Source organism: Pseudoalteromonas sp. P1-25, from assembly GCF_001401805.1.
GTDB lineage: Bacteria > Pseudomonadota > Gammaproteobacteria > Enterobacterales > Alteromonadaceae > Pseudoalteromonas.
The window spans coordinates 44,724-71,491 of the sequence record NZ_LKDW01000009.1 but is presented as its reverse complement, the minus strand read 5'-3'; the positions used below and the strand labels follow the sequence as shown (position 1 = coordinate 71,491).

Annotated in this window: 23 protein-coding genes; 19 read left to right on the top strand and 4 right to left on the bottom strand. The window is 40.8% G+C overall.

All coding sequences use genetic code 11. The features are described from left to right. The first annotated feature begins 1 nt into the window (after position 1). Positions 2-2,347 carry a bifunctional aspartate kinase/homoserine dehydrogenase II gene (gene metL / locus AN393_RS07940; protein ID WP_055017778.1) on the top strand — a complete coding sequence of 782 codons (2,346 nt, stop codon included), beginning with the start codon at positions 2-4 and terminating at the stop codon, positions 2,345-2,347. A 220-nt stretch (positions 2,348-2,567) separates the two neighbouring features. Here the strand turns inward: metL and AN393_RS07935 are convergent, their stop codons facing one another. Further along, the gene (locus AN393_RS07935; protein WP_055014591.1) at positions 2,568-5,084 is read right to left on the bottom strand and encodes a penicillin-binding protein 1A; all 2,517 of its coding nucleotides are present in this window, start codon (positions 5,082-5,084) and stop codon (positions 2,568-2,570) included. A gap of 131 nt (positions 5,085-5,215) precedes the next feature. Between AN393_RS07935 and AN393_RS07930 the strand changes: the two genes are divergently transcribed. The 9 genes from AN393_RS07930 (at position 5,216) to AN393_RS07890 (ending at position 14,152) form a co-directional block, all read left to right on the top strand. Further along, positions 5,216-6,295: a pilus assembly protein PilM gene (locus AN393_RS07930; protein ID WP_055014592.1), complete on the top strand. Its 1,080-nt coding sequence runs from the start codon at positions 5,216-5,218 to the stop codon at positions 6,293-6,295. Next, a complete protein-coding gene (locus AN393_RS07925) occupies positions 6,283-6,855 on the top strand; it encodes a PilN domain-containing protein (RefSeq protein ID WP_055017777.1) in 573 nt (190 codons plus the stop codon). Before AN393_RS07930 ends, AN393_RS07925 begins: the two co-directional genes overlap by 13 nt. Beyond that, complete coding sequence (locus tag AN393_RS07920; protein ID WP_055017776.1) at positions 6,845-7,450, top strand: type 4a pilus biogenesis protein PilO; 606 nt, start codon at positions 6,845-6,847, stop codon at positions 7,448-7,450. The genes AN393_RS07925 and AN393_RS07920 overlap by 11 nt, the downstream gene beginning before the upstream one ends. Further along, the gene (locus AN393_RS07915) at positions 7,447-7,983 is read left to right on the top strand and encodes a pilus assembly protein PilP (RefSeq protein WP_055017775.1); all 537 of its coding nucleotides are present in this window, start codon (positions 7,447-7,449) and stop codon (positions 7,981-7,983) included. The genes AN393_RS07920 and AN393_RS07915 overlap by 4 nt, the downstream gene beginning before the upstream one ends. Continuing rightward, the gene (locus tag AN393_RS07910) at positions 7,970-10,060 is read left to right on the top strand and encodes a type IV pilus secretin PilQ (protein WP_055017774.1); all 2,091 of its coding nucleotides are present in this window, start codon (positions 7,970-7,972) and stop codon (positions 10,058-10,060) included. The genes AN393_RS07915 and AN393_RS07910 overlap by 14 nt, the downstream gene beginning before the upstream one ends. A 184-nt stretch (positions 10,061-10,244) precedes the next feature. Then, positions 10,245-10,763, top strand: coding sequence for a shikimate kinase AroK (gene aroK / locus AN393_RS07905; protein WP_004589350.1), 519 nt, complete (start codon positions 10,245-10,247; stop codon positions 10,761-10,763). 28 nt (positions 10,764-10,791) lie between these two features. Beyond that, entirely contained in the window at positions 10,792-11,862 is a 1,071-nt protein-coding gene (gene aroB, locus AN393_RS07900; RefSeq protein ID WP_055014597.1) for a 3-dehydroquinate synthase, read from the top strand. Next, a complete protein-coding gene (locus tag AN393_RS07895; RefSeq protein WP_055014598.1) occupies positions 11,862-13,232 on the top strand; it encodes an AAA family ATPase in 1,371 nt (456 codons plus the stop codon). The genes aroB and AN393_RS07895 overlap by 1 nt, the downstream gene beginning before the upstream one ends. Positions 13,233-13,285: 53 nt before the next feature. After that, positions 13,286-14,152, top strand: coding sequence for a Dam family site-specific DNA-(adenine-N6)-methyltransferase (locus AN393_RS07890; protein ID WP_055014599.1), 867 nt, complete (start codon positions 13,286-13,288; stop codon positions 14,150-14,152). On the opposite strand, the gene AN393_RS20045 is transcribed toward AN393_RS07890, so the two are convergent. Together AN393_RS20045 and AN393_RS07885 are read right to left on the bottom strand one after the other, a co-directional pair. After that, a complete protein-coding gene (locus AN393_RS20045; RefSeq protein WP_024032525.1) occupies positions 14,100-14,285 on the bottom strand; it encodes a DUF2970 domain-containing protein in 186 nt (61 codons plus the stop codon). The two genes, AN393_RS07890 and AN393_RS20045, sit on opposite strands and share 53 nt — an antisense overlap. Positions 14,286-14,288: 3 nt before the next feature. Beyond that, complete coding sequence (locus tag AN393_RS07885) at positions 14,289-14,585, bottom strand: hypothetical protein (protein ID WP_055014600.1); 297 nt, start codon at positions 14,583-14,585, stop codon at positions 14,289-14,291. 213 nt (positions 14,586-14,798) lie between these two features. Between AN393_RS07885 and rpe the strand changes: the two genes are divergently transcribed. From rpe to trpS, 3 genes are read left to right on the top strand one after another with little or no spacing between them, the layout of a single operon-like run. Beyond that, positions 14,799-15,482, top strand: coding sequence for a ribulose-phosphate 3-epimerase (gene rpe / locus AN393_RS07880; protein WP_055017773.1), 684 nt, complete (start codon positions 14,799-14,801; stop codon positions 15,480-15,482). Then, entirely contained in the window at positions 15,482-16,147 is a 666-nt protein-coding gene (locus tag AN393_RS07875) for a phosphoglycolate phosphatase (RefSeq protein WP_055014602.1), read from the top strand. The genes rpe and AN393_RS07875 overlap by 1 nt, the downstream gene beginning before the upstream one ends. Positions 16,148-16,183: 36 nt before the next feature. Continuing rightward, positions 16,184-17,188 (top strand): tryptophan--tRNA ligase, encoded by a 1,005-nt coding sequence (trpS, locus tag AN393_RS07870; protein WP_029771853.1) that lies wholly within the window; start codon positions 16,184-16,186, stop codon positions 17,186-17,188. An 85-nt stretch (positions 17,189-17,273) separates the two neighbouring features. Here trpS and uvrA read toward each other — a convergent pair whose 3' ends face one another. After that, positions 17,274-20,093, bottom strand: coding sequence for an excinuclease ABC subunit UvrA (gene uvrA / locus AN393_RS07865; protein WP_055017801.1), 2,820 nt, complete (start codon positions 20,091-20,093; stop codon positions 17,274-17,276). Positions 20,094-20,256: 163 nt separating this feature from the next. On the opposite strand from uvrA, the gene AN393_RS07860 reads away from it, so the two are divergent. The 6 genes from AN393_RS07860 to AN393_RS07835 all read left to right on the top strand — a co-directional run bounded on the left by AN393_RS07860 (position 20,257) and on the right by AN393_RS07835 (position 26,765). After that, entirely contained in the window at positions 20,257-21,624 is a 1,368-nt protein-coding gene (locus AN393_RS07860) for an MFS transporter (protein ID WP_055014603.1), read from the top strand. A gap of 20 nt (positions 21,625-21,644) precedes the next feature. Beyond that, entirely contained in the window at positions 21,645-22,343 is a 699-nt protein-coding gene (ssb, locus tag AN393_RS07855) for a single-stranded DNA-binding protein (protein WP_055014604.1), read from the top strand. A gap of 429 nt (positions 22,344-22,772) precedes the next feature. Then, on the top strand, positions 22,773-23,495 hold the full coding sequence (gene arsH, locus AN393_RS07850; RefSeq protein ID WP_055014605.1) for an arsenical resistance protein ArsH: 723 nt from the start codon (positions 22,773-22,775) through the stop codon (positions 23,493-23,495). 9 nt (positions 23,496-23,504) lie between these two features. Continuing rightward, positions 23,505-24,521 (top strand): ACR3 family arsenite efflux transporter, encoded by a 1,017-nt coding sequence (arsB, locus tag AN393_RS07845; RefSeq protein ID WP_055017772.1) that lies wholly within the window; start codon positions 23,505-23,507, stop codon positions 24,519-24,521. 9 nt (positions 24,522-24,530) lie between these two features. Then, on the top strand, positions 24,531-24,953 hold the full coding sequence (gene arsC, locus AN393_RS07840; protein ID WP_055017771.1) for an arsenate reductase (glutaredoxin): 423 nt from the start codon (positions 24,531-24,533) through the stop codon (positions 24,951-24,953). Between the two features lie 138 nt (positions 24,954-25,091). After that, positions 25,092-26,765: an EAL domain-containing protein gene (locus tag AN393_RS07835; RefSeq protein WP_055017800.1), complete on the top strand. Its 1,674-nt coding sequence runs from the start codon at positions 25,092-25,094 to the stop codon at positions 26,763-26,765. The last annotated feature ends 3 nt before the right edge of the window (positions 26,766-26,768 follow it).

Sequence of the window (26,768 nt, the reverse complement as noted above, 5' to 3'; positions counted from 1 at the left end):
TATGGTAAATAGTGTACATAAATTTGGTGGCTCGAGCTTAAGTTCGAGCGAGCGCTATCAGAGCGTGGCAAAAATTATTATTGCTCACACACAGCCAGGCGACTGCGTGGTTGTATCTGCTGCGGGTAAAACCACTGATACCTTGGTTTCGCTGTGGCAAAGTTATCAACAACAAGATAAGCAAGCCGTTGCTGATATTTTACTGCAATTGAGTAACCACCAAACAGCATTAATTGAAGCGTTATTAAAAGCCGATGCTAAACACGCAGCTTTAGCTGTGTTAGCGCAAGAGCTAAGTGATGTGGCAGAGCAAGCCAATGAGCAGCAGTTGCAAGAGGCGGCGCTACTGGCGCATGGCGAACTGTGGTCTGCGCGGTTATTGGCGGCCTATTTAACGCAATTAAACATTCAAGCGTGTGCTCATGATGCTAGAGCGCTGTTTAGTGTAACAAGCGGGGAGCTTTTGCATGCGCAAAACAAGCAGCAATGCATCCAAGTTATTGATGAAAATAAAATTAATGTAGTAACAGGGTTTATCGCAGCAAGTGCTGATGGCGAAACAGTTACGCTTGGGCGTAATGGCAGTGACTACAGCGCCACTTTATTAGCCAATTATTGCGACGCACACAATGTATGTATTTGGACTGATACACCTGGCGTGTTTAGTGCAGATCCCCGTAAAGTTGAAAAGGCGATTAAGTACAACAAGGTGTGCCGTGAACAAGCTAACCTATTAGCTCGGTTGGGTAACCCTGTGTTACATGCAAAAACGCTTTCGCCTTTAAAACATAGTAATATTAAACTGGCTGTGCGTAGCAGTTTTGATGTGCAAACTGCCCCTACCAATATTGTAAAACAAGGCAAAGCTAAGCAAAAACGTTTCATTACTACATTACAAAACGTTGATTTACTACTTGTAGAAGGTATTAACGCGGGTGAAGTGGCGCATGTTAGCCAACTTATTCAACACAGCCTTCATCATTTTATACACAACGGCGATACATACTTAGTTGTGCCCGCGGGAGCAACGCATCAAGTAGTGAGTTATTTTGCTGGGCGAGCAAACATAAGCGAGTCTAATTTAAATAGCTGCGCGGTTGTTGCACCTACGCAAGATGTTTACACCCTAAGTACATTAGCGGCTGAGGTTTTAAATCAGCAAAGTATTCACCCTCGTTTTATTCATCAAGATACAGGCTATACATTGCTGTTAACTGATCAGTTAATAGAAAGCGATGTACTTAGTTTATTGCACGAAAAATTAATTAATAAAGGCCAAGAGATTGCCCTAGTTGTGGCTGGTTTAGGTAATGTAGGCGATGAATTTTTAAGCCAGCTAGAAGCTCAATTTAAGCGTTTGTCGGGCGATTATAGTATTAAGCTAGTTGGGTTAATTCGCTCGCAACATATGCTATTTAATGCCTCGGGTATTACGCTTGGGCAATGGAAAAAACAATGGCAGCATAATGCCGTTGCTTATGAGCAGACGGATTTATTAAGTGCATTAAACGAACTTGATTACGAGCACAAAGTTGTTGTTGATATAACGGCAAGCGAGCAATTTAGCCAATTATACACCGACTTTGTAGAGCGAGACTGTCATTTAATAAGTGCTAACAAGTACGCGGGCACGGCTGCAACAAATTGGTATAACGCGCTGCGCCAAAGTATTAGCGAGCGTAACTTGCATTGGCGCTATAACACCAGTGTAGGGGCTGGGCTACCAATTAACTTTGCATTGGCCGATTTACAAAATAGTGGCGATAAAATTACGCGTATTGAAGGTGTTTTCTCGGGCACACTCTCGTGGTTGTGCAGTAAGTACGATGGCAGTGTGGCATTTTCTGATCTTGTTCTTGAAGCGCAAAAAATGGGCTTTACAGAGCCTGATCCGCGCGAGGATTTATCAGGTCGCGATATGCAACGTAAATTACTGATACTTGCGCGCGAGCTTGGCATTGAATTAGATTTAGATGATATAAGCTTACAAGCATTGATGCCTGATGAGTTAGCCCAAGGCTCATGGGATGATTTTTTAGCGAATAAAGATAAGTTAAATGCCTTTATTAAGCACCATGGCGATGCGGCAAATACGCAAAATGCTGTACTTAGGTATACAGGCTTATTGGCATTAGAGCCGGGAAAAGTAACGGCGAAGGTAGGTATAACTTACGCGCCTAAAGGGGATGCCTTAGCTAACTTAACACCTGGCGATAATATCTTTGTTATTAATAGCCAGTGGTATAACGAAAACGCCTTAGTAATACAAGGCCCTGGGGCAGGCAAAGAAGTGACCGCCGCGGGAGTGCACTCTGATTTATTTTGGTTAGTTAAAAACCTAAAATAGCGGGGCCAAATATTAATAGTAAAACGGCAGCGTGTGCTATACCAATCCGCAATAACACTTAATCATTTTCAGGGGCTAAACGTGTCGCTATCTGCGTTAAAAAAGTTCTCATTTAGAACAACTAAATAGCGAATTTTTTGCCTTGCTATCAACACGTTTATCCATCCTCAAAATAGATCACTTAATTATGTGGATTGGTATAAGCTGCCGTTTTTGATTTTTAGAATAACTCTTCTTCTGTTTTTGTATCTTCTTCAAAAATATCAGTTGGCTGAGACAGTACATATTTTGTTGGGGCTGTGCCTTTTTCAAAATATTCAAAGCGACTGGTGTAGTCGTTTTTATGACTTAACAAACCTGTTTTTAAATCGATACGAATTGAAACGAGTCCTTCAGGGGGCTCTATTGGCGCTTCTGGTGTGCCTTCAAGGGCCACTTTCATAAAATCAATCCAAGCTGGTTGTGCCGTTTTAGCACCTGATTCAGCACCAGAGATCTGGCTACTATCTAGGTTGTTATTATAGGTTGAGCGTCCTAACGAGTTTCCTGGGTTGTCAAAACCCACCCATACAGACGTTGCTACATTGCGGTTAAAGCCGCTAAACCAAGTATCAACAGAGTCATTCGTTGTGCCTGTTTTACCCGATAGATCGCGCCTATCTAATGCTTGCGCACGCCAACCAGTCCCGCTCCAGCCTGTTTTATGGGTCCAGCTACCGCCACCCCATACAGCGCTGTGCATTGCCTCAGCAATTAAAAAAGCATTTTGCTTTGATATAACACGCGGTGCACAACGTGGTTGTATGGCTTGCTCATCTGCTGTATCGGTATCTAGGTTATTGTTGGCAAAGCTATCCGTTGCTTGAGAGACGGGTAATAGCTCGTCTTCATCGCAAGCAAGAGCAGGGGATGCTTTAAATAGTACATTACCATAGGCATCTTGAATTTCAGATATAAAGTAAGGTTCAATTAAGTGGCCACCATTAGCAAATGTGCTCATGCCGCGAGCAAGCTCTAATGGCGTGATTGATGCACTCCCTAATGCTAAGGATTCACTGCGGTTAATGTCCTCATCTTTAAAGCCAAACTTAAGTAAGTGATCGGCCGTGCGCTGCAGCCCTACACCGCGCAGCAAACGCACAGAAATAACATTTTTAGATTGTGCTAGTGCACGGCGAATACGTATAGGGCCATTATAAACCGCAGGGCTGTTTTTTGGCCGCCACGCTACACCTAAACTTTTATCCCATTGGTTTATTGGCGCATCGTTTAAAATAGAGGCCAATGTATAGCCATTTTCAAGCGCAGCAGAATAAATAAAGGGTTTGATATTAGAGCCAACTTGACGTTTAGCTTGTACCGCTCGATTGTATTGGCTTTGTTCAAAACTGTAACCGCCCACTATGGCTTTAATACGACCATCTTGTGGGTCGAGTGAAACAAGTGCACTGGCCGCTTCAGGTATTTGGCTTAGCAGGTAACTGTCGTCGTTATTTTTACGCAGCCATATTTGCATGCCTGGGGTAAGAATGTCAGTAGCGGCTTTAGGAGCAAAACTTTGACGGTAGCGAGTAATATATTTGCGCGCCCATTTTAAATTATCCCAATTAAGTGTGGTGTATTGGCCATTTTTTAAAATAACGTCAGCGGTTTTTTCAGATACGTTTAATACCACCGCAGCGTGCAAATCAGCAATTTCTTTAACTGGTTTTAGCTTTTCTAGGATTTGTTGCTCACCTAAGGCTGGTTGTGTTTCTGGGTCCCATAGCACGTCTACAGGCCCACGAAAGCCATGGCGCATATCGTAGTTATGTAAATTATTTACTAAAGCCGTTTGCGCAGCCTTTTGTACTTTAGACTCTACAGAGGTAAATATTTTAAAACCAGAATTATATGCTTTATCTACACCGTAACGCTTAACCATCTCTGCACGAACCATTTCAGAGATGTAAGGCGCGTACAGGTCTATCTCGGCTCCGTGAAAATACGCGGTGATAGGTTGGCTGGTTGCTTCGTTGTATTGTTGTTGTGTTATATAGTTTTCTGTAAGTAAGCGACCAAGCACTACATTACGACGTGCTTTAGCTCTTATGGGGTTACGAATAGGGTTAAGCGCAGAGGGCGCTTTAGGTAAACCTGCAATCATTGCCATTTGTGCAAGAGTGAGGTCTTTTAGCTCTTTACCGTAATAAACTTGAGCAGCTGCACCAATACCAAATGCACGATTACCTAGTTCTATTTTATTAAGGTAAAGCTCAAGAATTTCGTCTTTTGTTAATACACTTTCAATATGTAGCGCTATAAAAATCTCTTTAACTTTACGAATATATGCCTTTTCTCGTGTTAAGAAAAAGTTACGAGCGAGCTGCATGGTGATTGTACTCGCGCCTTGTTTTTTTTCACCTGTTGAAATTAAGACAATAGCGGATCGAACAATACCTATGGGATCAATGCCTATATGGTCATAGAAACGGTTATCTTCTGTTGCTAAAAAGGCATCAATTAAAGGTTGCGGAATTTCGTCTATGGTGACAGGGATGCGGCGTTTTTCACCAAATTGATTGATTAACAGTCCATCTTTTGTAAAGACCTGCATAGGGGTTTGTAATTGCACGTCTTTTAAAACTTGCACACTGGGGATATCAGGTTTAACGTAATAATAAAGGCTGATTAAAGTGATCAGACCAATTAACGTGCAAATGATAAAAAATTGTAATGTTCGTTTTAATAAAATCACTTATATTTCCCTAAATGGACTCCCAATTGCGAGTTTAGACTGCTAGTATATATTGATTAAAAAATGAATAATATTTTTTACTAAAAAAATTATAACTTGTTTATTATTAAAACAAAGGTCAAGTTGCAAACATGCTAAGTCAACTATTTCAAAAGCCATCAGCTGCGATGGTCGGAATTGATATCGGATCGCACTCTATCAAAGCAGTGCTTTTAAGTGAAATTGAAACGGGATTTCGACTAGAAGCACTTGCAATTGAACCTATGCCTAAAGGCGCGATGAGCGAGCGCTCAATTCAAGATATTGAAGCAATTGGTAATGTGATTACAAAATTAAAAAGAAAACTACCAAAATCGCTAAAATCTGCGGCAGTCGCTGTATCAGGACAAACCGTTATCACTAAAGTAATTTTTATGGATGTTTCATTAAGTGACGCTGAATTAGAGTCACAAATTGAAATTGAGGCTGACAGCTTAATCCCATATCCCCTCGACGAAGTGAGCTTAGATTTCGAAAAGCTTTCTACTAATGAAGCCGATCCCAGTAAAATGAATGTACTACTCTCTGCTGCGCGTACCGAGAGCGTTGAGGCGCGTGTAGGTGCACTTGAAGCTGCCAACTTAACCGCTAAAGTGGTTGATGTTGAAAGCTATGCATTGAGCCGAGCGATGGATGTGTATTATCAGCAACTTCCAAGTGACGCCTTTAATAAGTGTGTTGCAGTGGTAGATATTGGCGCGGTGTTGATGTTGGTAAGTGTGGTGCAAGCCGGTGAAACAATTTACACCCGCGACCAAGTGTTTGGTGGTGACCAATACACCAATAGTATCGTGTCATACTACAACAAGGGCTTTGATGAGGCTGAGATAGGTAAAACAACAGGTGATTTACCCCCTAACTATACCTTTGAAGTACTTGCACCGTTTCAAACATCATTATTGCAGCAAGTGCGACGTGCGGTACAAATGTTTTTAACAACCACAGGTAAAGATCAAGTTGATTATATTGTACTAACCGGTGGCACATCGATGATCGAAGGGCTCGATCGTTTGTTAATAGAAGAGCTGGGTATTCATGCTGTTGTAGCTGAACCGTTTGCAAATATGGAAATTTCACCAAAAGTAGATCGAAATATTATGCAGCGAAATAGAACACAGTTTGCAATTGCTACTGGTTTGGCATTAAGGAGCTTTTCATCATGCCACATATAAATTTACTGCCTTGGCGCGAGTTGCAACGTGAAGAGTCTAAAAAGAAGTTCATCACAATTATAGTTGCGGTAGTAATTGGTTGCTTTGCATGTATGTACCTGCTTAGTTCTTTTTATGCTGGTTTAAAAGATGGCCAAAATTTAAAAAATAACTATCTCAGTTCAGAAATAAGCATGCTTGATAAAAAAATTAGTGAAATTCGAGATCTTGATAAACGAAAAGAAAATTTACAACAACGTATGCGATTAATCGAAGAGTTGCAAAGCAGTCGTAATTTAGGCACTCAAATTATGGATGAGGTGGCGAAAATTGTTCCTCAAGGGGTATATCTCACTAAGCTTGAGCGTCGTGGTAACCAAATACATGTACTTGGTCGAAGTGAATCAAACAATCGCTTATCTACGATGCTGCGTCAGGTGCAAGGCTCATACTTATTAGAAAGACCCACCATGCAAGGTATTGTAGCGGGCGATCAGACATCACGGTTACTCAGTGATTTTAATATGGAGTTTTATGTAAAACCATTTGATGAAATTGGCGAGGTAAGTGATGAACCTTGATTTAAAAGCTCTAAATGAAATAGATTGGAATGAAATTGAGCTCGACAATATTGGTGAGTGGCCTGTTGCAGTAAAAGCAATTAGTTGCTTATTTGTCGCAGGTTTAGTGTTATTTTTTAGCTACAGCTTATTGGTATCTGACGAAATAGACAGCTACCACAGTGCTGTAGCAAAAGAAGTGGAATTACGTAGCACTTATAGAACTAAATATGCTGTAGCAAGTAAACTTGATATATACCGTCAGCAGATGGTTGATATGGAAGATAAGTTTTCTCAATTGTTAAAGCGACTACCCACATCAAATGAAACACCGGGTCTACTTGATGATTTATCTTATGTAGGGACTACTAGCGGTTTAACATTTTTAAAAATAGGTTGGTTACCGGAAGTCGAAAAAGAGTTTTATACAGAGCTCCCTATAAAAATCGAAGTAATAGGTACTTACCATGAGTTCGGTGAATTTGTTGGAAAAGTAGCCCAATTACCACGAATTGTTAGTTTACATGACTTTTCGATTGTATCATCTGGGGAAAAGCAACTAACATTCAGTGTAGTAGCAAAAACATATCGTTATGAAGAAGGGGTTAAAAAGTGAGATTAGTCCCTTTATTATCGCTGTCTATTTTATTTTTAGCAGGTTGTAATGACGATACGTCTGAGCAAAAAGAGTTTATTGACCAAGTTAAAGCCAGTACCACGGCTAAAGTTGAGGAAATACCTGAATTAACTCAGTTTGAACATTTTGAATATAACGCATCGCAATTGCGAAGCCCTTTTGTAGCACCACAGCCTGAAATTATTCAAAATAAACTGACGCAAATTAAAAATTGTTTACACCCTGACCCTGATAGAGTGAGAGAGCCGCTAGAAAAATACCCGCTCGATAACCTATCTATGAAAGGGACGTTAGGCTCTAACGGACAAATGTGGGCATTGATCACCGCAGCAGATGAGACGCTGCATAGGGTAACGGTAAATAACTACTTAGGGACATACGACGGTAAGGTTAAATCTGTAAGTAGTGATTATGTAGAATTAGTTGAATTAATCCCTGATGGGTCGGGTTGTTGGAAAGAGCGGCTGACTAAATTGGAAATGTTAGAGGCGGCAAATAATGGCGCAAATTAATAATAAAAAAGGTAAAACACACATGCATAAGGATGTACTTTGGCATCATCGTTTTCAAACGATGTTTTTTGTCATATTGGCTCTTTTTGTTGCAAAAACAGCTAGTGCAGCGCCATTACTTTATGATGTACGCTATAACCCATTGCTTAAAGGCGAGACCGAGTTACAACTTGTATTTGACGAAGAGCTAACACAACAACCTAAAATTCAGGTACATAATACACCAGCGCGTATAGAGATGCTGTTTGATGGTGTTGAATTAGAGCAGGGCCTTGAAAATGTACCGGTCGATCACGCAGGTATTAATAGTGTTAGCAGCGTACAGACAGAGCAAGGCTTAAAAGTTACGGTAAATTTGGAACGTTTAAAAATATACGAAACTCAAGTTAATAATAACTTAGTGTCGTTGCGCGTATCGGATAACCCACTTACTGAACAAGCTTCTGATGAAAGCAGCAATGGTTATGATGCCTCAAGCGCTTATATTAACCGGATTCAATCTATTGATTTTCGCCGTGGTGAAAAAGGTGAAGCAAAAGTTTTAGTATTTTTGCAAGACACGCAAGCTGCAATAGAAGTACATGAAAGCGGTGGAAAAATAATTGCAGAGTTTCATCATACAGATATTTTAGACGACTTACTGTATGAACTAGATGTATTAGATTTTGGCACTGTTGTAAGTACCATTGAAACCTTTAAAGAAGATAGCCTAAGTCGTGTGGTTATTGAGCCTAATGCTGCTTTTACCTTTACCTACCAGCAAATAGATAACATTTTAACGTTAACGATTGAAAAAGATGAAACGCAAAATGCTTATTTAGATGGGGGCAAAGAATACCAAGGTCGTCCAATGACCTTAAACTTCCAAGATATTTCGGTTAGAGCTGTACTGCAAATAATAGCGGGCTATAACGAGTTTAACTTAGTAACGAGTGACTCAGTAACCGGCAACATCACGCTTCGTTTAGATGGCGTTCCATGGGATCAGGCTTTAGATGTTGTGCTGCGTATTAAAGGCCTTGATAAGCGCATGGATGGCTCTATATTGATGGTGGCGCCAGCTGAAGAGCTAGCCGCCCGTGAAGCGAAAGATTTACTAGCTAAACAAAAGGTCGAAGATTTAGAGCCGCTTTACAGTGAGTATATTCGTTTAAACTATGCTAAAGCTGAAGACTTTGCGGATTTACTTAAAACCGACACGAACAGTATCATTTCTGCTCGTGGCAGTGTATCGGTCGACCAGCGTACCAATACCTTACTTATTAAAGATACAGCGAAGAGTATTGAAAGTATCCGTCGTATGATTGAAACACTTGATATCCCAGTGCAACAAGTTGTTATTGAATCACGTATGGTAACGGTACGCGATAACGTCACAGAAGATTTAGGTGTACGTTGGGGATTTAGCGACCAACAAGATAGTGATGGTATTTCAGGCTCGCTTGAAGGTGCTGAGTCTATCTCAAATGGTACTATTCCTGACTTATCAGATCGTCTTAATGTAAACCTACCTATTACTAACCCTGCGGCGAGTATTGGTTTACACATAGCAAAGTTGGCGAATGGCACCTTAATTGATCTAGAGCTAAGCGCTTTAGAGGAAGAAAATAAAGGTGAGATTATTGCGAGCCCGCGCATTACTGCGGCTAATCAGCAAAAAGCACGTATTGAGCAAGGTACTGAAATCCCCTATACCGAATCAGCCTCAAGTGGTGCTACTACTGTAAGCTTTAAAAAAGCGGTATTGAGCCTTGAGGTTACACCGCATATAACGCCTGACAACAAAGTTATTTTAGACTTAGTTATTACACAAGATACTCGTGGCGAAACGGTCCAAACCGGAACAGGTGAAGCGGTGTCGATAGACACTCAACAAATTGAAACACAAGTGCTGGTTGATAACGGCCAAACCGTTGTGCTGGGTGGTATTTTTCAGCAGCAAATAATTAATACCACAAATAAAGTACCTGTACTTGGTGATATTCCCTATGTTGGACGCTTATTTAAGAGCACCAGCGAGTTTAATGAGAAACGTGAATTACTTATTTTCGTGACACCGAAAATACAAATAGACTAAAATTTAGTGGTTTTATGTTCGCCAACGAGTGTTTATTGATAATAATTGCTCGTTATATGGCTTTTTATTGTAATAGACTTGAAATACCCGGCCAATTACTGAGATAATCCCCTCCTTAATTTTGGGGCCAGGTCGTTAGGCGGGGTTTTATTTCAAATTTTAGAGTTCGTTTGTACTAAAAGATATGGCTGAGAAACGTAATATATTTCTAGTTGGCCCCATGGGGGCTGGCAAAAGCACGATTGGTCGTCACATCGCTGACCAATTACACCTTGAATTTGTCGATTCTGATCAAGAAATCGAACGCCGTACCGGTGCAGATATTGCCTGGGTGTTTGATCTTGAGGGTGAAGAAGGCTTTAGACTTCGTGAAGAATCTGTTATTGGCGACTTAACCGAAATGCAAGGTATTGTACTTGCAACCGGTGGTGGGTCAGTAATGAGTAAAGAAGTTCGAAACAAGCTTTCGGCTCGCGGTATCGTTGTATACCTAGAGACACCTATAGAAAAGCAAGTTGCACGCACGCAACGCGACAAGCGTCGCCCATTACTGCAAACTGAAGAAGCACCTCGTAATGTACTAGAGCGCTTAGCAGAAGAACGCGAGCCACTATACAAAGAAGTTGCTGATTTTGTTGTACGCACCGATGAGCAAAGCGCTAAAGTTGTTGCTAACCAAATCATCGAGAAATTAGATTTTTAAAAACCAATAATAAAGGAAATAACAAAGCATGCTTGAATTAACTGTTAATTTGGACGAGCGAAGTTATCCTATTTTTATTGGTCAATCTGCACTTCAAGATAATGGCCGCCTTGTTCACCACATTGGTGATTGTCGGCCTATCATTATCACTAACGACACAGTTGCCCCTTTATATTTGCAAGGACTGCTAGATTCGTTAGCTGAGCTAGACCCTCTTTCTTTTGTCATTCCAGATGGTGAGCAATACAAATCACTTGAATGGTTTGAGAAAATTTCTGCTTTTTTATTGCAAAATAATTGCGGTCGAGATACCTGCTTAATAGCATTAGGTGGCGGTGTTATTGGCGATTTAACAGGCTTTGTAGCTGCATGCTATCAACGCGGTGTACCGTTTATTCAAATTCCTACCACGGTACTATCACAAGTTGACTCCTCTGTTGGGGGGAAAACAGCTGTAAACCACCCACTGGGTAAAAATATGATTGGGGCATTTTATCAGCCGCAAGCTGTTTTTATTGATACTGAATCACTTCATACATTACCGGCGCGTGAATTTGCAGCGGGCATGGCCGAAGTTATCAAGTATGGTCTGATTTACGATACCGAGCTCTTTGCTTTTATTGAGCAAAATGCAGAAAAGCTACAGCAATTAGACGAAGCCAGTTTGCAGCATATCATTTATAGATGTTGTGAAATTAAAGCGCTTATTGTTGCACAAGATGAAAAAGAAAATGGCCTTCGTGCGTTACTCAATTTAGGGCATACCTTTGCTCACGCAATTGAAGCGCAAATGGGGTATGGCGTATGGCTGCATGGTGAGGCTGTTGCGACCGGAATGGTACTGGCTGCTAAATTAGCCCATACACGCGGTGATTTGTCGCAAGATGAGGTAGATAGAATTGTAACGCTACTCAAGCTTTATAATTTGCCTACTGAGATCCCAGCAGAAATGACTGCTGAGCAGTTTTTGATGCATATGCGCAAAGACAAAAAAAATAAAAAGGGCACTATCCGTTTTATTTTACCGACAGAATTTGGTCAATGCGCATTAGTAGATGACGTATCAGATGACCACGTTAGAGCGTTAATCGAGCAATAATGCAGGCGCAAATTTTACCAAGCCGTGCGGCGTTGGTGGATAGAATCGCGCTGCAATTTGAATATGGGCAAAACTTAATTGTATTGCTAGGCACCTCAGGCCTTGGCAAAAGTTATATGCTCGAAACCTTCATCACCGACAAATACAACAGTTTTAATAAAGCATTTGTACAAGTAAGTGCCAGTGTAAATGATGTATCACTGATGAGTGATATATTAGAGCAAAGCTTTAACTCTCCGCTGATTGACCACGATTTATCGTTAAGTGAAAACTTTTACCAACTGCTAGAACAACAGCCGTGCGAGGCCTGTTTATGGGTGCTCGATAATGCAAGGCATTTATCTGAAGAGTTATTACAAGAGTTAGAGTTACTTGCCAAAAATAGCCCTATAACGCTTTATATTATGCTAGCCTCGCAATCAAAGCTGGCTATTAATAATGCCGTTGAAATTTACTTAGAGCCTTTATCTTCCAGAGAATCTAAACAGTTGATGAGCTGGTATTTTCCTAATTTACCGTACGATGAAGACCCCGTATTTAGCGCATTTTTAAATGAAGCAAAAGGCAACCCCAGCTTATTATTAGCATGGCAGCCAACGGAGCATGTGGCTGATATTGTAAAAAAAGATACAGTGTCATGGCGTATACATTTAATCTCGTTGTTAATTATTATTATGTTACTAATTATTGGGCTGCTCTATAAAAATGACATGACCCAATGGTGGCAAACGTACTATCAAAATCAACAAAGCCAAGACATAGATACCGCTATTCCTGCTTCTAAAATTACCGCTATCCCAAGAGCGGATAAAGAAGTCAGTAATGACAATGCTGATATTTCAAAAGCGGATTTGCCTTTAGAGCCGGTCAGCGATAAATCACAAGGGAGTGAAGCGCCACATAAAAACGATGTGCCGGCGATAATGCAAAGCCTAACGCGTCAGGCTCAACAAAGCGCTCAAAGTGAGCAAAGCGAGGCGTTACCACAAAGCTCAAACACTCCTGAGACTATTGAGCCAATTGAAAGTGACGATAAAGAAAGCCCACAGTCTAAAACCTCAAATAACGTATCAGATAACGCGTGGTATTTAGCTCAGCCAGATAATAATACAACTGTGCAGCTGCTTGCTGTGACACAGGAAAAAATCATTCGTGAGTTTATTATTCAACATAGTTTAAGCCAGCGGGCTAGGGTATATAAAACTAAGCGGAACAATAAAGTATGGTGGGTAGCTACTCTTGGCAGTTATGTATCACTCGCTGATGCTAAAAGTGCGTTGTCTGCCTTGCCAAGTACGCTTAGAAAGAACAAGCCTTTTTATAAAAAAATCAGCAAAATAAAACAAGAAATTGCACGACTTGATCAGTAAACTGACTCACTTTAGTGTAAAATCGCGCTACAGCAGATTGAAGTTAAGAACCAATGCAACAAAAGAGTAGAGCCTTCCTTAAATGGGCTGGCGGTAAATACAGCCTAGTTGAAGATATTAATGCACGATTATCTCAAGCCAGCAAACATGCTGAAACCTTGGTAGAACCGTTTGTAGGTGCAGGCTCAGTATTCTTAAACAGTAATTTTAAACGCTATTTACTTAACGACATAAATGCTGACTTAATTAACTTATACAAAGAGCTCAAGCGCTCACCTGATGAGTTTATAAGTGACTCTAAAAAGCTGTTTGTTGATTTAAATAACCATCCAGACGCTTACTACGAATACCGTGTACAGTTTAATAAAAGCAATGATGTATATGAGCGCGCAATGCTCTTTTTATACATGAATCGCCATGGTTACAATGGATTGTGCAGGTATAATCTAAAAGGCATTTTTAACGTGCCATTTGGTAAATATAAAAAGCCTTATTTTCCAGAAAAAGAAATGTACTTTTTTGCCGAAAAAGCACAAAAAGCCACATTTACCTGCCTAAGCTACGATGATGTGTTTAAGCTTGTGCCAAATAACGCGGTTATTTATTGCGATCCGCCTTATGTGCCGCTAAGTAAAACAGCGTCGTTTACCTCTTATGCTAAAGGCGGGTTTAATTTAGACGATCAAGCAAACTTAGCAAACTTAGCCGAGCAAGCTGCGTTTGAAAACAATACCCCAGTGCTTATATCTAACCACGATACCGTGTGGACGCGAAAAATTTATAGCCAAGCTACGCTTGGTAAAATTCAGGTAAAACGTACTATCAGCCCTAAAGGTGGCTCACGCAATAAAGTTGACGAGTTAATGGCTATGTATTTAGCACCCAAGCAACCACTGCATAAATTGTCACTACAAAAATAACGAAAAACAGCACAGCTAAAGCAATAATAAAAAGAGGGGAGTGTTGTTGGAAGTCGGCTTGGCGTTTGTGCTCTGATTGCACACCAAAAAATGCTGCTAGCACACTTTGCAACGCGCTAATAAAGTGCAGCATTATTTAAAATAGAGGTTTTATTGAAGGCGTATTTTTAGCGTCTTCTGAGCTAGTTAATAGCTCTAGTAAATCTAAATAATGAAACTGCGCACTGCGACTATCGCCTGTGAGCCACGAAAACCACGACGAATCTTCTTCTACTTTCGTACACGTTAGGGCGCTTGGAGTGTTATTACTACTCGCCTGATGGTGACAGTTACTAACTAAGCTTAAATCTTGCTCAGAACTTGGCGCAAAACTAAATGCCCCAATAAATAACAATGCCGACGCAATTAAGATCCCTGTTTTAAAAGCACGCATAATATTAGCCTAAAAGTAAGTTACTCCTTTAATAATAACAAAAGCTGTATAAATAACAAACTAATATTTCCTTGTGATAGTTAAAGCTTTATATAAATAAATTCTTATGTATTTAAATTGCTATTTTAGTTATACCCAATTTGCCGTGTATTACTTGGGAAACTCCAGTATTTACGGTACATTAAGGCATATTTTATTGATTGACGGATTACTATGCTAAACCCTGAACAAAAATACTTAATAGCGCCTTCTATATTGTCAGCTGACTTTGCAAAATTAGGTGAAGATGTAGATAAGGTACTCGCTGCAGGTGCTGATGTAGTACATTTTGATGTCATGGATAATCACTACGTGCCTAATCTCACAATAGGCCCTATGGTGTGCAAAGCGCTTAGAAATTACGGGGTAACGGCCCCTATCGATGTACACCTAATGGTAAAGCCTGTAGATAGTATAATCCCTCAGTTCGCAGAGGCCGGTGCATCAATAATTACCTTTCACCCTGAGGCGAGTGAGCACATAGACCGCACCATACAACTTATTAAAGATCATGGTTGTAAGGCCGGTTTAGTATTTAATCCTGCCACTAGCCTGAGCTATCTCGATCACGTTATTGATAAGTTAGACACTATTTTACTAATGTCGGTAAATCCAGGTTTTGGCGGCCAAAGCTTTATCCCCCACACCCTTGAAAAACTAGCCCAAGCTAAGCAGCGCATCGTTGAGTCGGGTCGTGATATTCGCTTAGAAGTTGATGGCGGTATTAAGGTTGATAATATAGCCGCAGCAGCGCAAGCAGGTGCCGACATGTTTGTAGCAGGGTCTGCTATTTTTAATGAGCCTGATTATAAAGTGGTTATTGATCAAATGCGTGAGCAGTTAGGAAACGTAAAGTAATGAAATATGATGTAGCTTTGTTCGACCTTGACGGCACACTTGTTGATAGCGTTTACGATTTATACCTAGCAATAAATTTAACACTGAGTGATTTAGCATTCCCTATTGTTAGCCAAAGCTTGGTTGAAAGCTGGATAGGCAATGGTATTGAAACCCTAGTTAAGCGTGCACTCAGTGGTGATATGCAAATTAGCGAACATTTAGATGAAGCGCTTAGTGCAAAAGCCATTGCTTTATTCTATCAACATTATGAGCAGCTAGTGGGCGAATATAGCGTGTTATATCAACATGTAGAAACAGGGCTTAATGCGCTCAGTGGTATGCCTAAAGCCCTCGTTACCAACAAAGCGCGCATATTTACCGAAATACTACTTGATAAGCTTTCCCTTACGCGCCACTTTGAAGTAATCGTGTGTGGAGACGATATGGCTAAAAAGCCGTCGCCAGCGCCTTTGCTGTATGCATGTAAAAAGCTGAATGTTGAGCCGAGTAAGGCTATTATGATTGGCGATTCAAAAAGCGATATATTGGCAGCACATGCCGCTAAAATTGATGTCATAGCGGTGGATTATGGTTATAACCAAGGCGAAAACCTAAGCGACTTTAATCCACAGTACCTATGCGAGAACTTCTTAGATATAATACCAACACTAACACAGCGTTAAAATTTTTAATTAACTAAACAACACTAAAGGAAAATCATGAGTAAACCAGTAGTTTTAAGTGGCATTCAGCCAACCGGTGGTATGACAATAGGCAACTATGTTGGCGCTATTAACCAGTGGCTAAAGCTACAGGAAGACCACGAAAGTTTCTTTATGCTTGTTGATTTACATGCGATTACTGTTCGTCAAGAGCCTGAACTTCTTCGCTCTCGAGTATTAGATGGTATAGCCTTGTACGCGGCGTGTGGCATAGACCCTGAAAAATCAGCCTTATTTGTACAGTCACAAGTGCCAGAGCATGCGCAGTTAGCATGGGTGCTAAATTGTTATGCGCAAATGGGTGAGCTTAACCGCATGACTCAGTTTAAAGATAAGTCATCTAAACATGCTAATAATGTAAACGTCGGCTTATTTTCGTACCCAGTATTGCAAGCAGCGGATATTTTATTATACCAAGCAGACCAAGTACCGGTAGGGGACGATCAAAAGCAGCACTTAGAGTTAACGCGCGATATAGCTACACGCTTTAATAATTTATACGGTGATGTATTTAAATTACCTGAGCCTTATATCCCAGAATTTGGCGCACGCGTAATGAGCCTTCAAGATCCGCTTAAAAAAATGTCTAAGTCTGATGAAAACCCTAACGGCTACATCATGCTATTAGATGAGCCTAAAAAGATTGAGAAAAAGCTTAAAAAAGCAGTAACCGATTCAGACGAGCAAGCACGTATTTACTTTGACCGCACTGAAAAACCAGGCGTTTCTAATTTACTTACTTTATTAAGCGTAGCCACTAAGCGCTCAATTGAAGACTTAGTGCCAGAGTACGAAGATAAAATGTATGGCCACTTGAAAAAAGACACAGCCGATGCAGTTGTTAGCATGATTGAGCCAATCCAAGCACGTTTTAAAGAGATCAGAGAAGATCAAAATCTACTTGATAGCATCATGAAATCAGGGGCAGAAAAAGCCAGTGTACGTGCAGAAAAAACACTTAAATCGGTATACGATGCGCTCGGATTTATTCCTCGTACATAAATTGCTTTACTAGTATAAGTAAATAAAAATGCCGCTAAATTTAGCGGCATTTTTTCCTTTTAATGAATACTTTTTATTATCTACCTTAAAGTAATGGCTTTAGGTAATGCCCAGTATGCGAGCGCTCACATTTAGCGACCTCTTCAGGTGTGCCTGCAATGAGTATTTCACCGCCGCCAGCACCGCCTTCAGGGCCTAAATCAACCACCCAGTCTGCGGTTTTAACCACATCTAAGTTATGCTCAATAACTACTATGGTATTACCGTGATCACGCAGACGATGTAATACAACAAGTAGTTGTTCAATATCGGCAAAGTGAAGGCCGGTTGTTGGCTCATCAAGTATGTAAAGAGTTTTACCTGTATCGCGTTTAGATAGCTCACGAGCCAGTTTTACACGCTGAGCTTCACCACCAGAGAGCGTGGTAGCAGCTTGCCCCAAACGAATATACGATAAACCAACATCCATAAGGGTTTTAAGCTTGCGGGCTATTGCGGGTATTTTATCAAAATAGTCGTGCGCGTCTTCAACCGTCATTTCGAGTACTTGGTGAATGTTTTTACCTTTGTATTGTACTTCTAAGGTTTCGCGGTTATAGCGCGCACCCTTACATACATCACACGGTACATATACATCAGGTAAAAAGTGCATTTCTACTTTAATTACGCCATCGCCTTGGCAAGCTTCACAGCGCCCGCCTTTTACGTTAAAGCTAAAACGACCTACTTTATAGCCACGTGAACGGGCTTCTTGTGTCCCTGCAAATAACTCACGAATACCGGTAAAAATACCTGTGTAGGTTGCAGGGTTTGAGCGCGGTGTACGGCCAATCGGGCTTTGGTCAATATCAATCACTTTATCAAAATGATCAAGGCCACTAATTGACTTGTAAGGTGCGGCTTCCGCTGTGGTGGCACCGTTAAGTTCAGTATGCGCAAGCTTAAAAAGTGTATCGTTAATGAGCGTTGATTTACCTGAGCCCGATACCCCTGTAATACAGGTTAATAAGCCAAATGGAATTTTTAAGTCTACATTTTTAAGGTTATTACCTGTGGCGCCAAACAGCTCAAGCCATTTGTCGCCTGTTGGGTTACGTTCTTGTGGTACTTCTATTTTACGCACGCCAGATAAAAACTGGCCCGTTACCGAGTCTTTGGTCGCTAAAATATCGTCTCGTGTACCTTGTGCAATAATATGCCCGCCGTGTACACCCGCGCCTGGGCCAATATCAATAATATGATCGGCTGCGCGAATGGCATCTTCATCATGCTCAACCACAATCACGGTGTTACCTAAGTCGCGTAAATGCACCAAGGTTTGTAATAAACGGTCGTTATCGCGCTGGTGTAAACCAATTGATGGCTCATCCAGTACGTACATTACACCTACAAGGCCCGCGCCAATTTGGCTGGCTAAACGAATACGCTGCGCTTCACCACCAGAGAGGGTATCAGCACTGCGTTCAAGCGATAAGTAGTTAAGGCCTACATTAATTAAAAACGATAAACGGTCGCGAATTTCTTTCAGGATTTTTTCAGCTATTTGGGCTTTCTGACCGGTGAGTGATAACCCTTCAAAAAAGTCCATTGCCTCGCCAATACTCATATTAGTAATAGCAGGCAGGTTTGTTTGACCTATAAATACGTGGCGTGCTTCTTGGCGTAAACGTGAGCCATGACAGCTAGGGCACGCTTGGCTAGTTTGATATTTAGCGAGCTCTTCACGTACCGAGTTTGACTCCGTCTCGCGATAGCGACGGTTCATATTATTTAACACGCCTTCAAACTCGTGGTTACGAGTTATTAAATCGCCTCTGTCGTTACGGTAGTTAAAGGCTATTTTTGTTTTACCTGAGCCTTCTAAAATAATTTTTTGTGATTCTTTAGCAAGTTTTTCAAATGGCACATCTAAATCAAAATTATAGTGCTCGGCAACCGCTTGTAGCATTTGAAAATAATAAAAACTGCGTTTATCCCAGCCTTTAATAGCACCACCGGCCAAGCTTAGCTCGGGGTTATGCACCACACGGTTAGGATCAAAATATTGGCGTACGCCTAAACCATCACAGCTTTGGCATGCCCCCGCAGGGTTATTAAACGAAAATAAACGTGGCTCTAACTCGGTCATTGCATAGCCACAGGTAGGGCAGGCAAAATTTGCCGAGAACAGCATTTCTTCTATTGTGCTGTCGTCCATGTAGGCTACATTTGCTACACCGCCAGACATTTCTAGTGCGGTTTCAAATGATTCGGCTAAACGCTGCTGCTGGCCATCTTTTACTTTAAAGCGGTCAACAACCACTTCAATAGTGTGTTTTTTATGAAGCTCAAGCGTTGGTGGATCGGATAAGTCGCATACTTCGCCATCTATACGAGCACGAATATACCCTTGGCTTGAGAGCTGCTCTAGTAATTTAACATGCTCGCCTTTACGGTCTTTAACTACCGGGGCTAAAAGCATTAGCTTAGTGCCCTCTGGCAGTGCTAAAACGGTATCAACCATTTGGCTAATTGTTTGAGCTGCAAGGGGTAAGTCGTGAGTTGGGCAGCGTGGCTCTCCCACACGGGCAAACATTAAACGCAAGTAATCGTATATTTCGGTAATGGTACCCACTGTTGAGCGAGGGTTGTGCGATGTAGATTTTTGCTCAATAGAAATGGCGGGAGAGAGGCCTTCAATATGATCAACGTCAGGCTTTTCCATTAACGATAAAAATTGCCTTGCGTAGGCAGAAAGTGACTCTACATAACGACGCTGTCCTTCTGCATATAAAGTATCAAATGCCAGTGATGATTTTCCCGAACCAGATAGGCCTGTGATAACAATTAATTTATCACGTGGGATGGTTAGGCTGATGTCTTTTAAATTGTGCGTACGGGCGCCTCGGACTTCAATGTTTTCCATGCTATCTCGTTTATTACCAAAATTATTTGTCCAGTATCGCATAATACGAAACATTATTAATCAATGATCAACGAAAAAATCCTTACTTATAGGCGATTAATTATTGCCAAGCTTGTGGTAGAATCCCAGCCTAAATTTTTCATATCGTAAGATTACGCAGATAATGACCGCATCTTCACTTAATTCACGAGAAAAACGCGCCGCAGTATCGCTGGCGAGTGTGTTTGCATTTAGAATGCTCGGCTTGTTTATGCTGATGCCTGTATTGGCTATTTATGGCCAATCGCTTGATGGGTTTTCGCCTATGTGGATAGGATTTGCAATTGGCGCTTATGGTTTAACCCAAGCAGTACTGCAAATACCCATGGGGCGTTTGTCAGATAAAATAGGCCGTAAAAAAGTCATTGTTGGTGGCTTAGTTGTGTTTGCGTTGGGCTCTGTTATTGCAGCCCTTGCTGAATCTATTCAAATGGTTACATTGGGTCGAGCACTACAAGGTATGGGCGCTATAGCCAGTGCATTACTTGCTTTTGCCAGCGATCTAAGCCGCGACGAACAACGCCCTAAAGTAATGGCTGTAATTGGCATGAGCATAGGCATGAGCTTTGCCTTTGCTATGTTACTTGGGCCCATAGTTGCAGCGTCGTGGGGCGTAGCAGGGGTATTTTGGTTAACAGCAATCCTTGCCGTGTTTGGTATTGGTATTATTTTATTTTTAGTGCCTAATGCCGTTAATAAAGCGCCTAAAGGCGATACCTTGGCAAGCTTTAGCGACATAAAAAAATTAATTAAGCATCCGCAATTATCGCGCTTAAATGCTGGTGTGTTACTGCTACATTTAACACTCACCACTATTTTTGTGGTACTACCAAGCCAGCTAATAGAAGACGGCTTAGTTGCCAACCACCACTGGTATTTATATATTCCGGTGTTGCTGCTAGCGTTTATTTTAATGGTGCCAATGATGATTATTGCCATTAAAAAAGAAAAAGAAAAACAGGCTTTTATTGGCTCAATTGCGCTGCTTTCGGTCAGTATGTTTGCCATGTCTATTTGGGTAAATAGTGTGGTTGGCATTGCCATTTGTATGCTGCTTTATTTTGTCGCATTTAATTTCTTGGAAGCGACTATGCCTGCGCTTGTATCGCGTATAGCCCCTGCAAGCCAAAAAGGTTCGGCGATGGGCGGGTATTCCTCTAGCCAGTTTTTAGGGGCTTTTTTAGGTGGTATTTTAGGGGGTTACGTAGCACAAACAACAAGTACACAAGCTGTGTTTGCGGCAGCGGCACTTGTTGGGTTAATATGGCTTATTATTGCGTGGAAAATGCAAGTCCCACCGAAAAGTAAAGTTATTAGTTTAATGACCAATTTAAGTTCTGAAGAGCAAGCTCAAGAACTTGCTTCTCAGCTAGTTGCTTTACCTGGCGTAATAGAAGCAACAGTAGTACGCGACGAAAGCCGCAGCTATTTAAAGATTAATGATAAAGAATTCGACCTAGACCAAGCACGTAAAGTAGCTGGTTTAATCTAACGTTTATAGGAGATGGTTCCATGGCACGCGGTGTGAACAAAGTAATTTTGGTTGGTAATTTAGGACAAGATCCTGAAGTTCGTTACATGCCTAATGGCAATGGTGTAGCAAATATTACCTTAGCAACGTCAGATAGCTATAAAGATAAAAACACTGGCCAAATGGTTGATAAAACTGAGTGGCACCGTGTCGTGTTTTTTGGCAAATTAGCTGAAATTGTTGGCGAATACTGCCGTAAAGGCTCACAAATTTACGTAGAAGGTAAACTACAGACACGTAAATGGACTGATCAGCAAGGCCAAGAAAAATACACAACTGAAATTGTCGTTGATGGCTTTACAGGTCAAATGCAAATGCTAGGCGCTCGTGGTGGTGATCAGCAAGGTGGTGGCTATCAAGGTAATCAAGGCGGCCAACAAGGTGGCGGTTACCAGAATAATCAGCAAGGCGGTGGTTATGGCCAAAATAACCAAGGTCAGCAAGGCGGTGGCTATGGGCAACAACAGCAGGCGGCTCCAGCACAGCGTCCGGCTGCAGCGGCTGCACCACAGCAAAATAACCAATACCAGCAATCAAACAACAGCGGCTTCGCTCCACAGCAAAATAGTGCACCACAGCAGCAAGGTGGTTTTGCACCTAAGCCGCAAAATGCCCCACAAGGCGGCGCATCAAATCCTATGGAACCAACAATAGATTTTGATGATGACATTCCGTTTTGACCTAAGACAAAAATGTTGAAATGTAATCTTAAAAGCCGCTACTAAGCGGCTTTTTTAGTTTTTACTTACAGACAACCACTGCCCAGAGAGCATTTTTTACGATCGAAAGTTAAATGCCAATCTCATACCTGTCCGCAATAATGCTTCATCATTTTGAGGGGCTAAAAGTGTCGCTATCAGTGTTTAAAAATTCTCATTTATAACTGCATGGAAGCAGAAGGTAGAGCAATGCAGGAGCAATTGCCGAGAGAAACTAAATAGCGAATTTTTTGCCAAGCTATCAACACGTTTTTCCATCCCCCAAATAGCTCACTTAATTAAGCGGATGGGTATAAATAGAGTTGACTCTGATGTTTTCATATGTGAAATTTCATATATCTGTTTTTTCATATGTGTTTAGTTCGCTACAGAGCTATAAGGTTAAAGGTTATGAGTAAATCAATTGAGCACGAGCTACCTAATTTAGCACTCTCACAAAGCATTCCTCCTAGCGTTAAGGATTTCACACGAACGTTTTCATCTCATAAGCCTAAAATTTTATTGTTATACGGATCGCTGCGAGCCCGCTCATATAGCAAGTTGGTTATAGAAGAGAGTGCGCGCTTGCTAACCCACTTTGGTGCTGAGGTTAAAATATTTAACCCTGAGGGGTTACCCATAACAGATAGTGAAGATGAGACGCACCCTAAAGTGCAAGAGTTGCGTGATTTAATGCTTTGGTCTGAAGGGCAAGTATGGTGCTCGCCAGAACGTCATGGTGCTATGACAAGCGTATTTAAAAATCAGATTGATTGGATCCCATTAAGCTTAGGAGGAGTGAGGCCTACGCAAGGTAAAACGTTGGCTGTAATGCAGGTTTGTGGTGGTTCGCAGTCATTTAATGTGGTTAATCAGTTACGCGTACTAGGGCGTTGGATGCGCATGGTAACAATACCTAATCAGTCATCTGTGCCTAAAGCGTTTTTAGAATTTGAAGAGAGTGGCCGAATGAAGCCTTCCGCTTTTTACAATCGAATTGTGGATGTAATGGAAGAGCTCGTAAAATTTACTTTATTAATGCGTGACCAAAAAGAACACTTTGTTGATAGGTATTCTGAACGAGTAGAAACAGCAGAGCAGCTCAGCAAACGCGTAAATCAAAAAGACATTTAGGAGGTTACTGTGGGGTTATTTGAGCGTTTTTTATCGGTGTGGGTAGCGCTGGCAATTGCGGTAGGCATTATAGCTGGTTACGCGATACCCGATATATTTAGTGTTGTTGCAAGCTTAGAATATGCACATGTAAATATTGTTATCGCTGTACTTATTTGGTTTATGATTTACCCGATGATGGTGCAAATTGACTTCTCCTCCATTAAAGACGTAGGTAAAAAGCCTAAAGGCTTAGTGCTGACAGTTGTTATCAACTGGCTCATAAAGCCCTTTACCATGGCCTTACTAGGGTGGTTATTTTTTAAAGGTATTTTTGCAGACTTTGTTGACCCACAAACAGCGACAGAATACATAGCCGGTATGATTTTATTAGGTGTAGCACCATGTACTGCAATGGTATTTGTGTGGAGCCAATTAACAAAAGGTGATGCTAATTACACGTTAGTGCAGGTATCTATTAACGATATTATTATGATTTTTGCCTTTGCGCCCATTGCAGGCTTATTACTAGGGGTAACAGACATAACGGTACCGTGGGACACGTTAATACTTTCAGTGGTTTTGTATGTACTTATTCCATTAATAGCAGGCGCTATTACCCGCAAAAAGTTGGATAAAGGTGAAGATCACACACGGTTAAATCACTTTTTAAAGGTAATGAAACCATATTCCATCATTGGTTTACTGGCAACGGTGGCGCTTTTGTTTGGTTTTCAGTCTCAAACTTTAATAGATAAACCAGAAGCCATTGTATTGATTGCTATTCCGTTGCTTATTCAAACGTATGGTATTTTTGCAATAGCTTATATAGCTGCAAAAAAAATGGGCCTAGCTCATAGTATTGCAGCGCCTGCTTGCATGATTGCAACCTCTAACTTTTTTGAGCTGGCTGTTGCCGTGGCTATTTCATTATTTGGTTTACACTCTGGCGCTGCGCTTGCCACCGTTGTAGGGGTGCTTGTTGAAGTACCTGTTATGCTTAGCTTAGTTTATTTTGCTAATAAAACGCGTTATTGGTTTAACTAGGAGAGCGGTATGGTTGTTATTCATCATAACCCCGATTGTGGTACATCGCGCAATGTATTGCAGGTTATTAAGGCCGCTGGCTATAACCCCATTGTTATTGAATACCTTAAAGAAGGCTGGACAAAATCTCAATTGTTAGCGTTATTTGCCGCAGCAAATTTAACACCAAAAACAGCGTTGAGAGTGAGTAAATCGCCTGCTAAAAAACTTGGTTTGTTGAATGAAAACATAACAGATGAAGCTATTTTAGAGGCCATGCTTACGCACCCAGTACTCGTTAACAGACCTATAGTGTGCACCGAAAAAGGGGTTAAACTGTGTCGCCCTAGTGAGCACGTTTTAACGCTGTTAGCGCAATGGCCTAAAGGCGAGCTATACAAGGAAGACGGCGAAATGATATTAAACGCGCGGGGCGAGCAACCCGAAAAGTAATAAACTATTTGCCAAAACCCCGTTTGCACGGGGTTTTTTGTTTAGAAAAATTATAAACATTTAAACTTGCTTAGTCTGCTTGTGCTAATGACTATTTTGAACAACACTTTAAATAGTCGCGTTGCCACAGAGAGCACTATGCATAAAGCCTTTATAAAACTTGGTAAGCAAAAAAAAATAATGTACTTAACGAGTTTTTTGCTGGTAGTCATTATTTTTAATGTGCTTTTAAATAATACGCTCCATAAAAAAATCCACAAAAATGGCCAGCAGTTAACACAGCAAATTTATGAGCTGAAAATTAACGCTAATGCTGATAAAGAAATAGTGCAGGCTTTAGTGCAGAGTAAGGGCTTTATGCTAACTGCACACTCTAATGCAGAGCATTTTAAATACTTAGTCAATATACAACACGATGTATTTAGCTATAAAACACTTAGCATAAGTTTATATCACTGGCCCGCTTGGGTTGAACAAGCGTACTTATTTTTATTATTAAATCTTATTATGTTGGGCGCTGCCAGCTGGTGGGTTAGATGGTGGAAAGTAATCATCAATAAGCCAACTGCCAACATACCACTACCGCGCACTCAGACTAAAGCAGCTAAAAAACCTTCAACTCAAATAGCTACGCTAAATTGCGAAGTAAAATCTATGTATGGGGCTACTACAGCAAGGCATAGTTTATTCGCAATTGTGAAGTGTGATTGTGTATTTGATGAAAATACCGATATACAAGCAAGTTTTAAGGTAATGATAGCAAAGTATTTTAAAGAGCTCCCCTCAGTATCTGTAAACTTATTTGATGCAAATAATGTCGCTATCACCTTAAATAATATTCCGGTAGAAAAGCTAGATACATACAGTGAAAATCTTCATGAATGCGTTTATCAAATTTGTAGGCGCTATCGAAGTACTGTAAAACGTAAAAACATAAAAGTTGGTTTGTGTGATTATCGGTATGCAGCCGAGCAACCTGTTATTTTTAAGTTAGCTAAGTCTGCCTTGCTTTTTTCAGAAAAAAACGTGATCCAACATTGGCATAGGCTTACTTTGCAGCACGATCAAGAGAAGTTAATATCTTGTGGCCAAGTTATTGAAAATATTAAAAAGAAAAAGTTTATTTTATTTTTTCAACCATTATTTATGATCACCAGTGGCGATATTGTACAACATGAGGTGTTAATCAGAATTAGGCAGCAGCCACATGGTTTATTAGCAGCACGTTACTTTATTAACCAAGGCTTTGATAATCTTCAGGCATTTGAGCTAGATAAAGCGGTACTCCTGCAGGTTAAAAAGCTGATTTTGACAGAGCCTAACGAGCTTGCAGTGAGTATTAATTTACATATAAGTAATTGGTTTAACGAAAAGTTTTGGGATTGGTTTGTAACCAATATGCAGGCGTTCACAAAAGAGCGTAAGCTACAATTTGAAATTAGTGAAGCTGACTTTATTAAATACCAAACAAAATTGACCTACGCTTTTGAAAAACTCACGGCCCTAAAAAGTGTAGTGGTGATTGATAATGTACAGAGTGTTGAACATATTGACCAAATAGCTTCTCAACCAATAGCCAGTGCTATAAAGCTAGGCTACGCGCTTGTACATAATGTAGATGAAAAGGCTCAACAACAAAAACAGGTTAAAAATATTGTAGCGCAAAGCAAGTTGCTCAATATGCCTGTGTATGCGGTGGGTGTAGAAACCCAAAAAGAGCTACTTATGTTGGCTAAACTAGGTGTAGTTGCGGCACAAGGCTTTTACTTTTCTGAGCCTCTGCAAGAGTACACACATGCCACGTTTTATTAGGAA

Excerpts from the sequence above, each read along its gene's own strand:
- metL (WP_055017778.1), top strand. The coding sequence starts at position 2 with ATGGTAAATAGTGTACATAAATTTGGTGGCTCGAGCTTAAGTTCGAGC.
- AN393_RS07930 (WP_055014592.1), top strand. The coding sequence starts at position 5,216 with ATGCTAAGTCAACTATTTCAAAAGCCATCAGCTGCGATGGTCGGAATT.
- AN393_RS07925 (WP_055017777.1), top strand. The coding sequence starts at position 6,283 with ATGCCACATATAAATTTACTGCCTTGGCGCGAGTTGCAACGTGAAGAG.
- AN393_RS07920 (WP_055017776.1), top strand. The coding sequence starts at position 6,845 with ATGAACCTTGATTTAAAAGCTCTAAATGAAATAGATTGGAATGAAATT.
- AN393_RS07910 (WP_055017774.1), top strand. The coding sequence starts at position 7,970 with ATGGCGCAAATTAATAATAAAAAAGGTAAAACACACATGCATAAGGAT.
- aroK (WP_004589350.1), top strand. The coding sequence starts at position 10,245 with ATGGCTGAGAAACGTAATATATTTCTAGTTGGCCCCATGGGGGCTGGC.
- aroB (WP_055014597.1), top strand. The coding sequence starts at position 10,792 with ATGCTTGAATTAACTGTTAATTTGGACGAGCGAAGTTATCCTATTTTT.
- AN393_RS07895 (WP_055014598.1), top strand. The coding sequence starts at position 11,862 with ATGCAGGCGCAAATTTTACCAAGCCGTGCGGCGTTGGTGGATAGAATC.
- AN393_RS07890 (WP_055014599.1), top strand. The coding sequence starts at position 13,286 with ATGCAACAAAAGAGTAGAGCCTTCCTTAAATGGGCTGGCGGTAAATAC.
- AN393_RS20045 (WP_024032525.1), bottom strand. The coding sequence starts at position 14,285 with ATGCTGCACTTTATTAGCGCGTTGCAAAGTGTGCTAGCAGCATTTTTT.
- AN393_RS07885 (WP_055014600.1), bottom strand. The coding sequence starts at position 14,585 with ATGCGTGCTTTTAAAACAGGGATCTTAATTGCGTCGGCATTGTTATTT.
- rpe (WP_055017773.1), top strand. The coding sequence starts at position 14,799 with ATGCTAAACCCTGAACAAAAATACTTAATAGCGCCTTCTATATTGTCA.
- AN393_RS07875 (WP_055014602.1), top strand. The coding sequence starts at position 15,482 with ATGAAATATGATGTAGCTTTGTTCGACCTTGACGGCACACTTGTTGAT.
- trpS (WP_029771853.1), top strand. The coding sequence starts at position 16,184 with ATGAGTAAACCAGTAGTTTTAAGTGGCATTCAGCCAACCGGTGGTATG.
- uvrA (WP_055017801.1), bottom strand. The coding sequence starts at position 20,093 with ATGGAAAACATTGAAGTCCGAGGCGCCCGTACGCACAATTTAAAAGAC.
- AN393_RS07860 (WP_055014603.1), top strand. The coding sequence starts at position 20,257 with ATGACCGCATCTTCACTTAATTCACGAGAAAAACGCGCCGCAGTATCG.
- ssb (WP_055014604.1), top strand. The coding sequence starts at position 21,645 with ATGGCACGCGGTGTGAACAAAGTAATTTTGGTTGGTAATTTAGGACAA.
- arsH (WP_055014605.1), top strand. The coding sequence starts at position 22,773 with ATGAGTAAATCAATTGAGCACGAGCTACCTAATTTAGCACTCTCACAA.
- arsC (WP_055017771.1), top strand. The coding sequence starts at position 24,531 with ATGGTTGTTATTCATCATAACCCCGATTGTGGTACATCGCGCAATGTA.
- AN393_RS07835 (WP_055017800.1), top strand. The coding sequence starts at position 25,092 with ATGCATAAAGCCTTTATAAAACTTGGTAAGCAAAAAAAAATAATGTAC.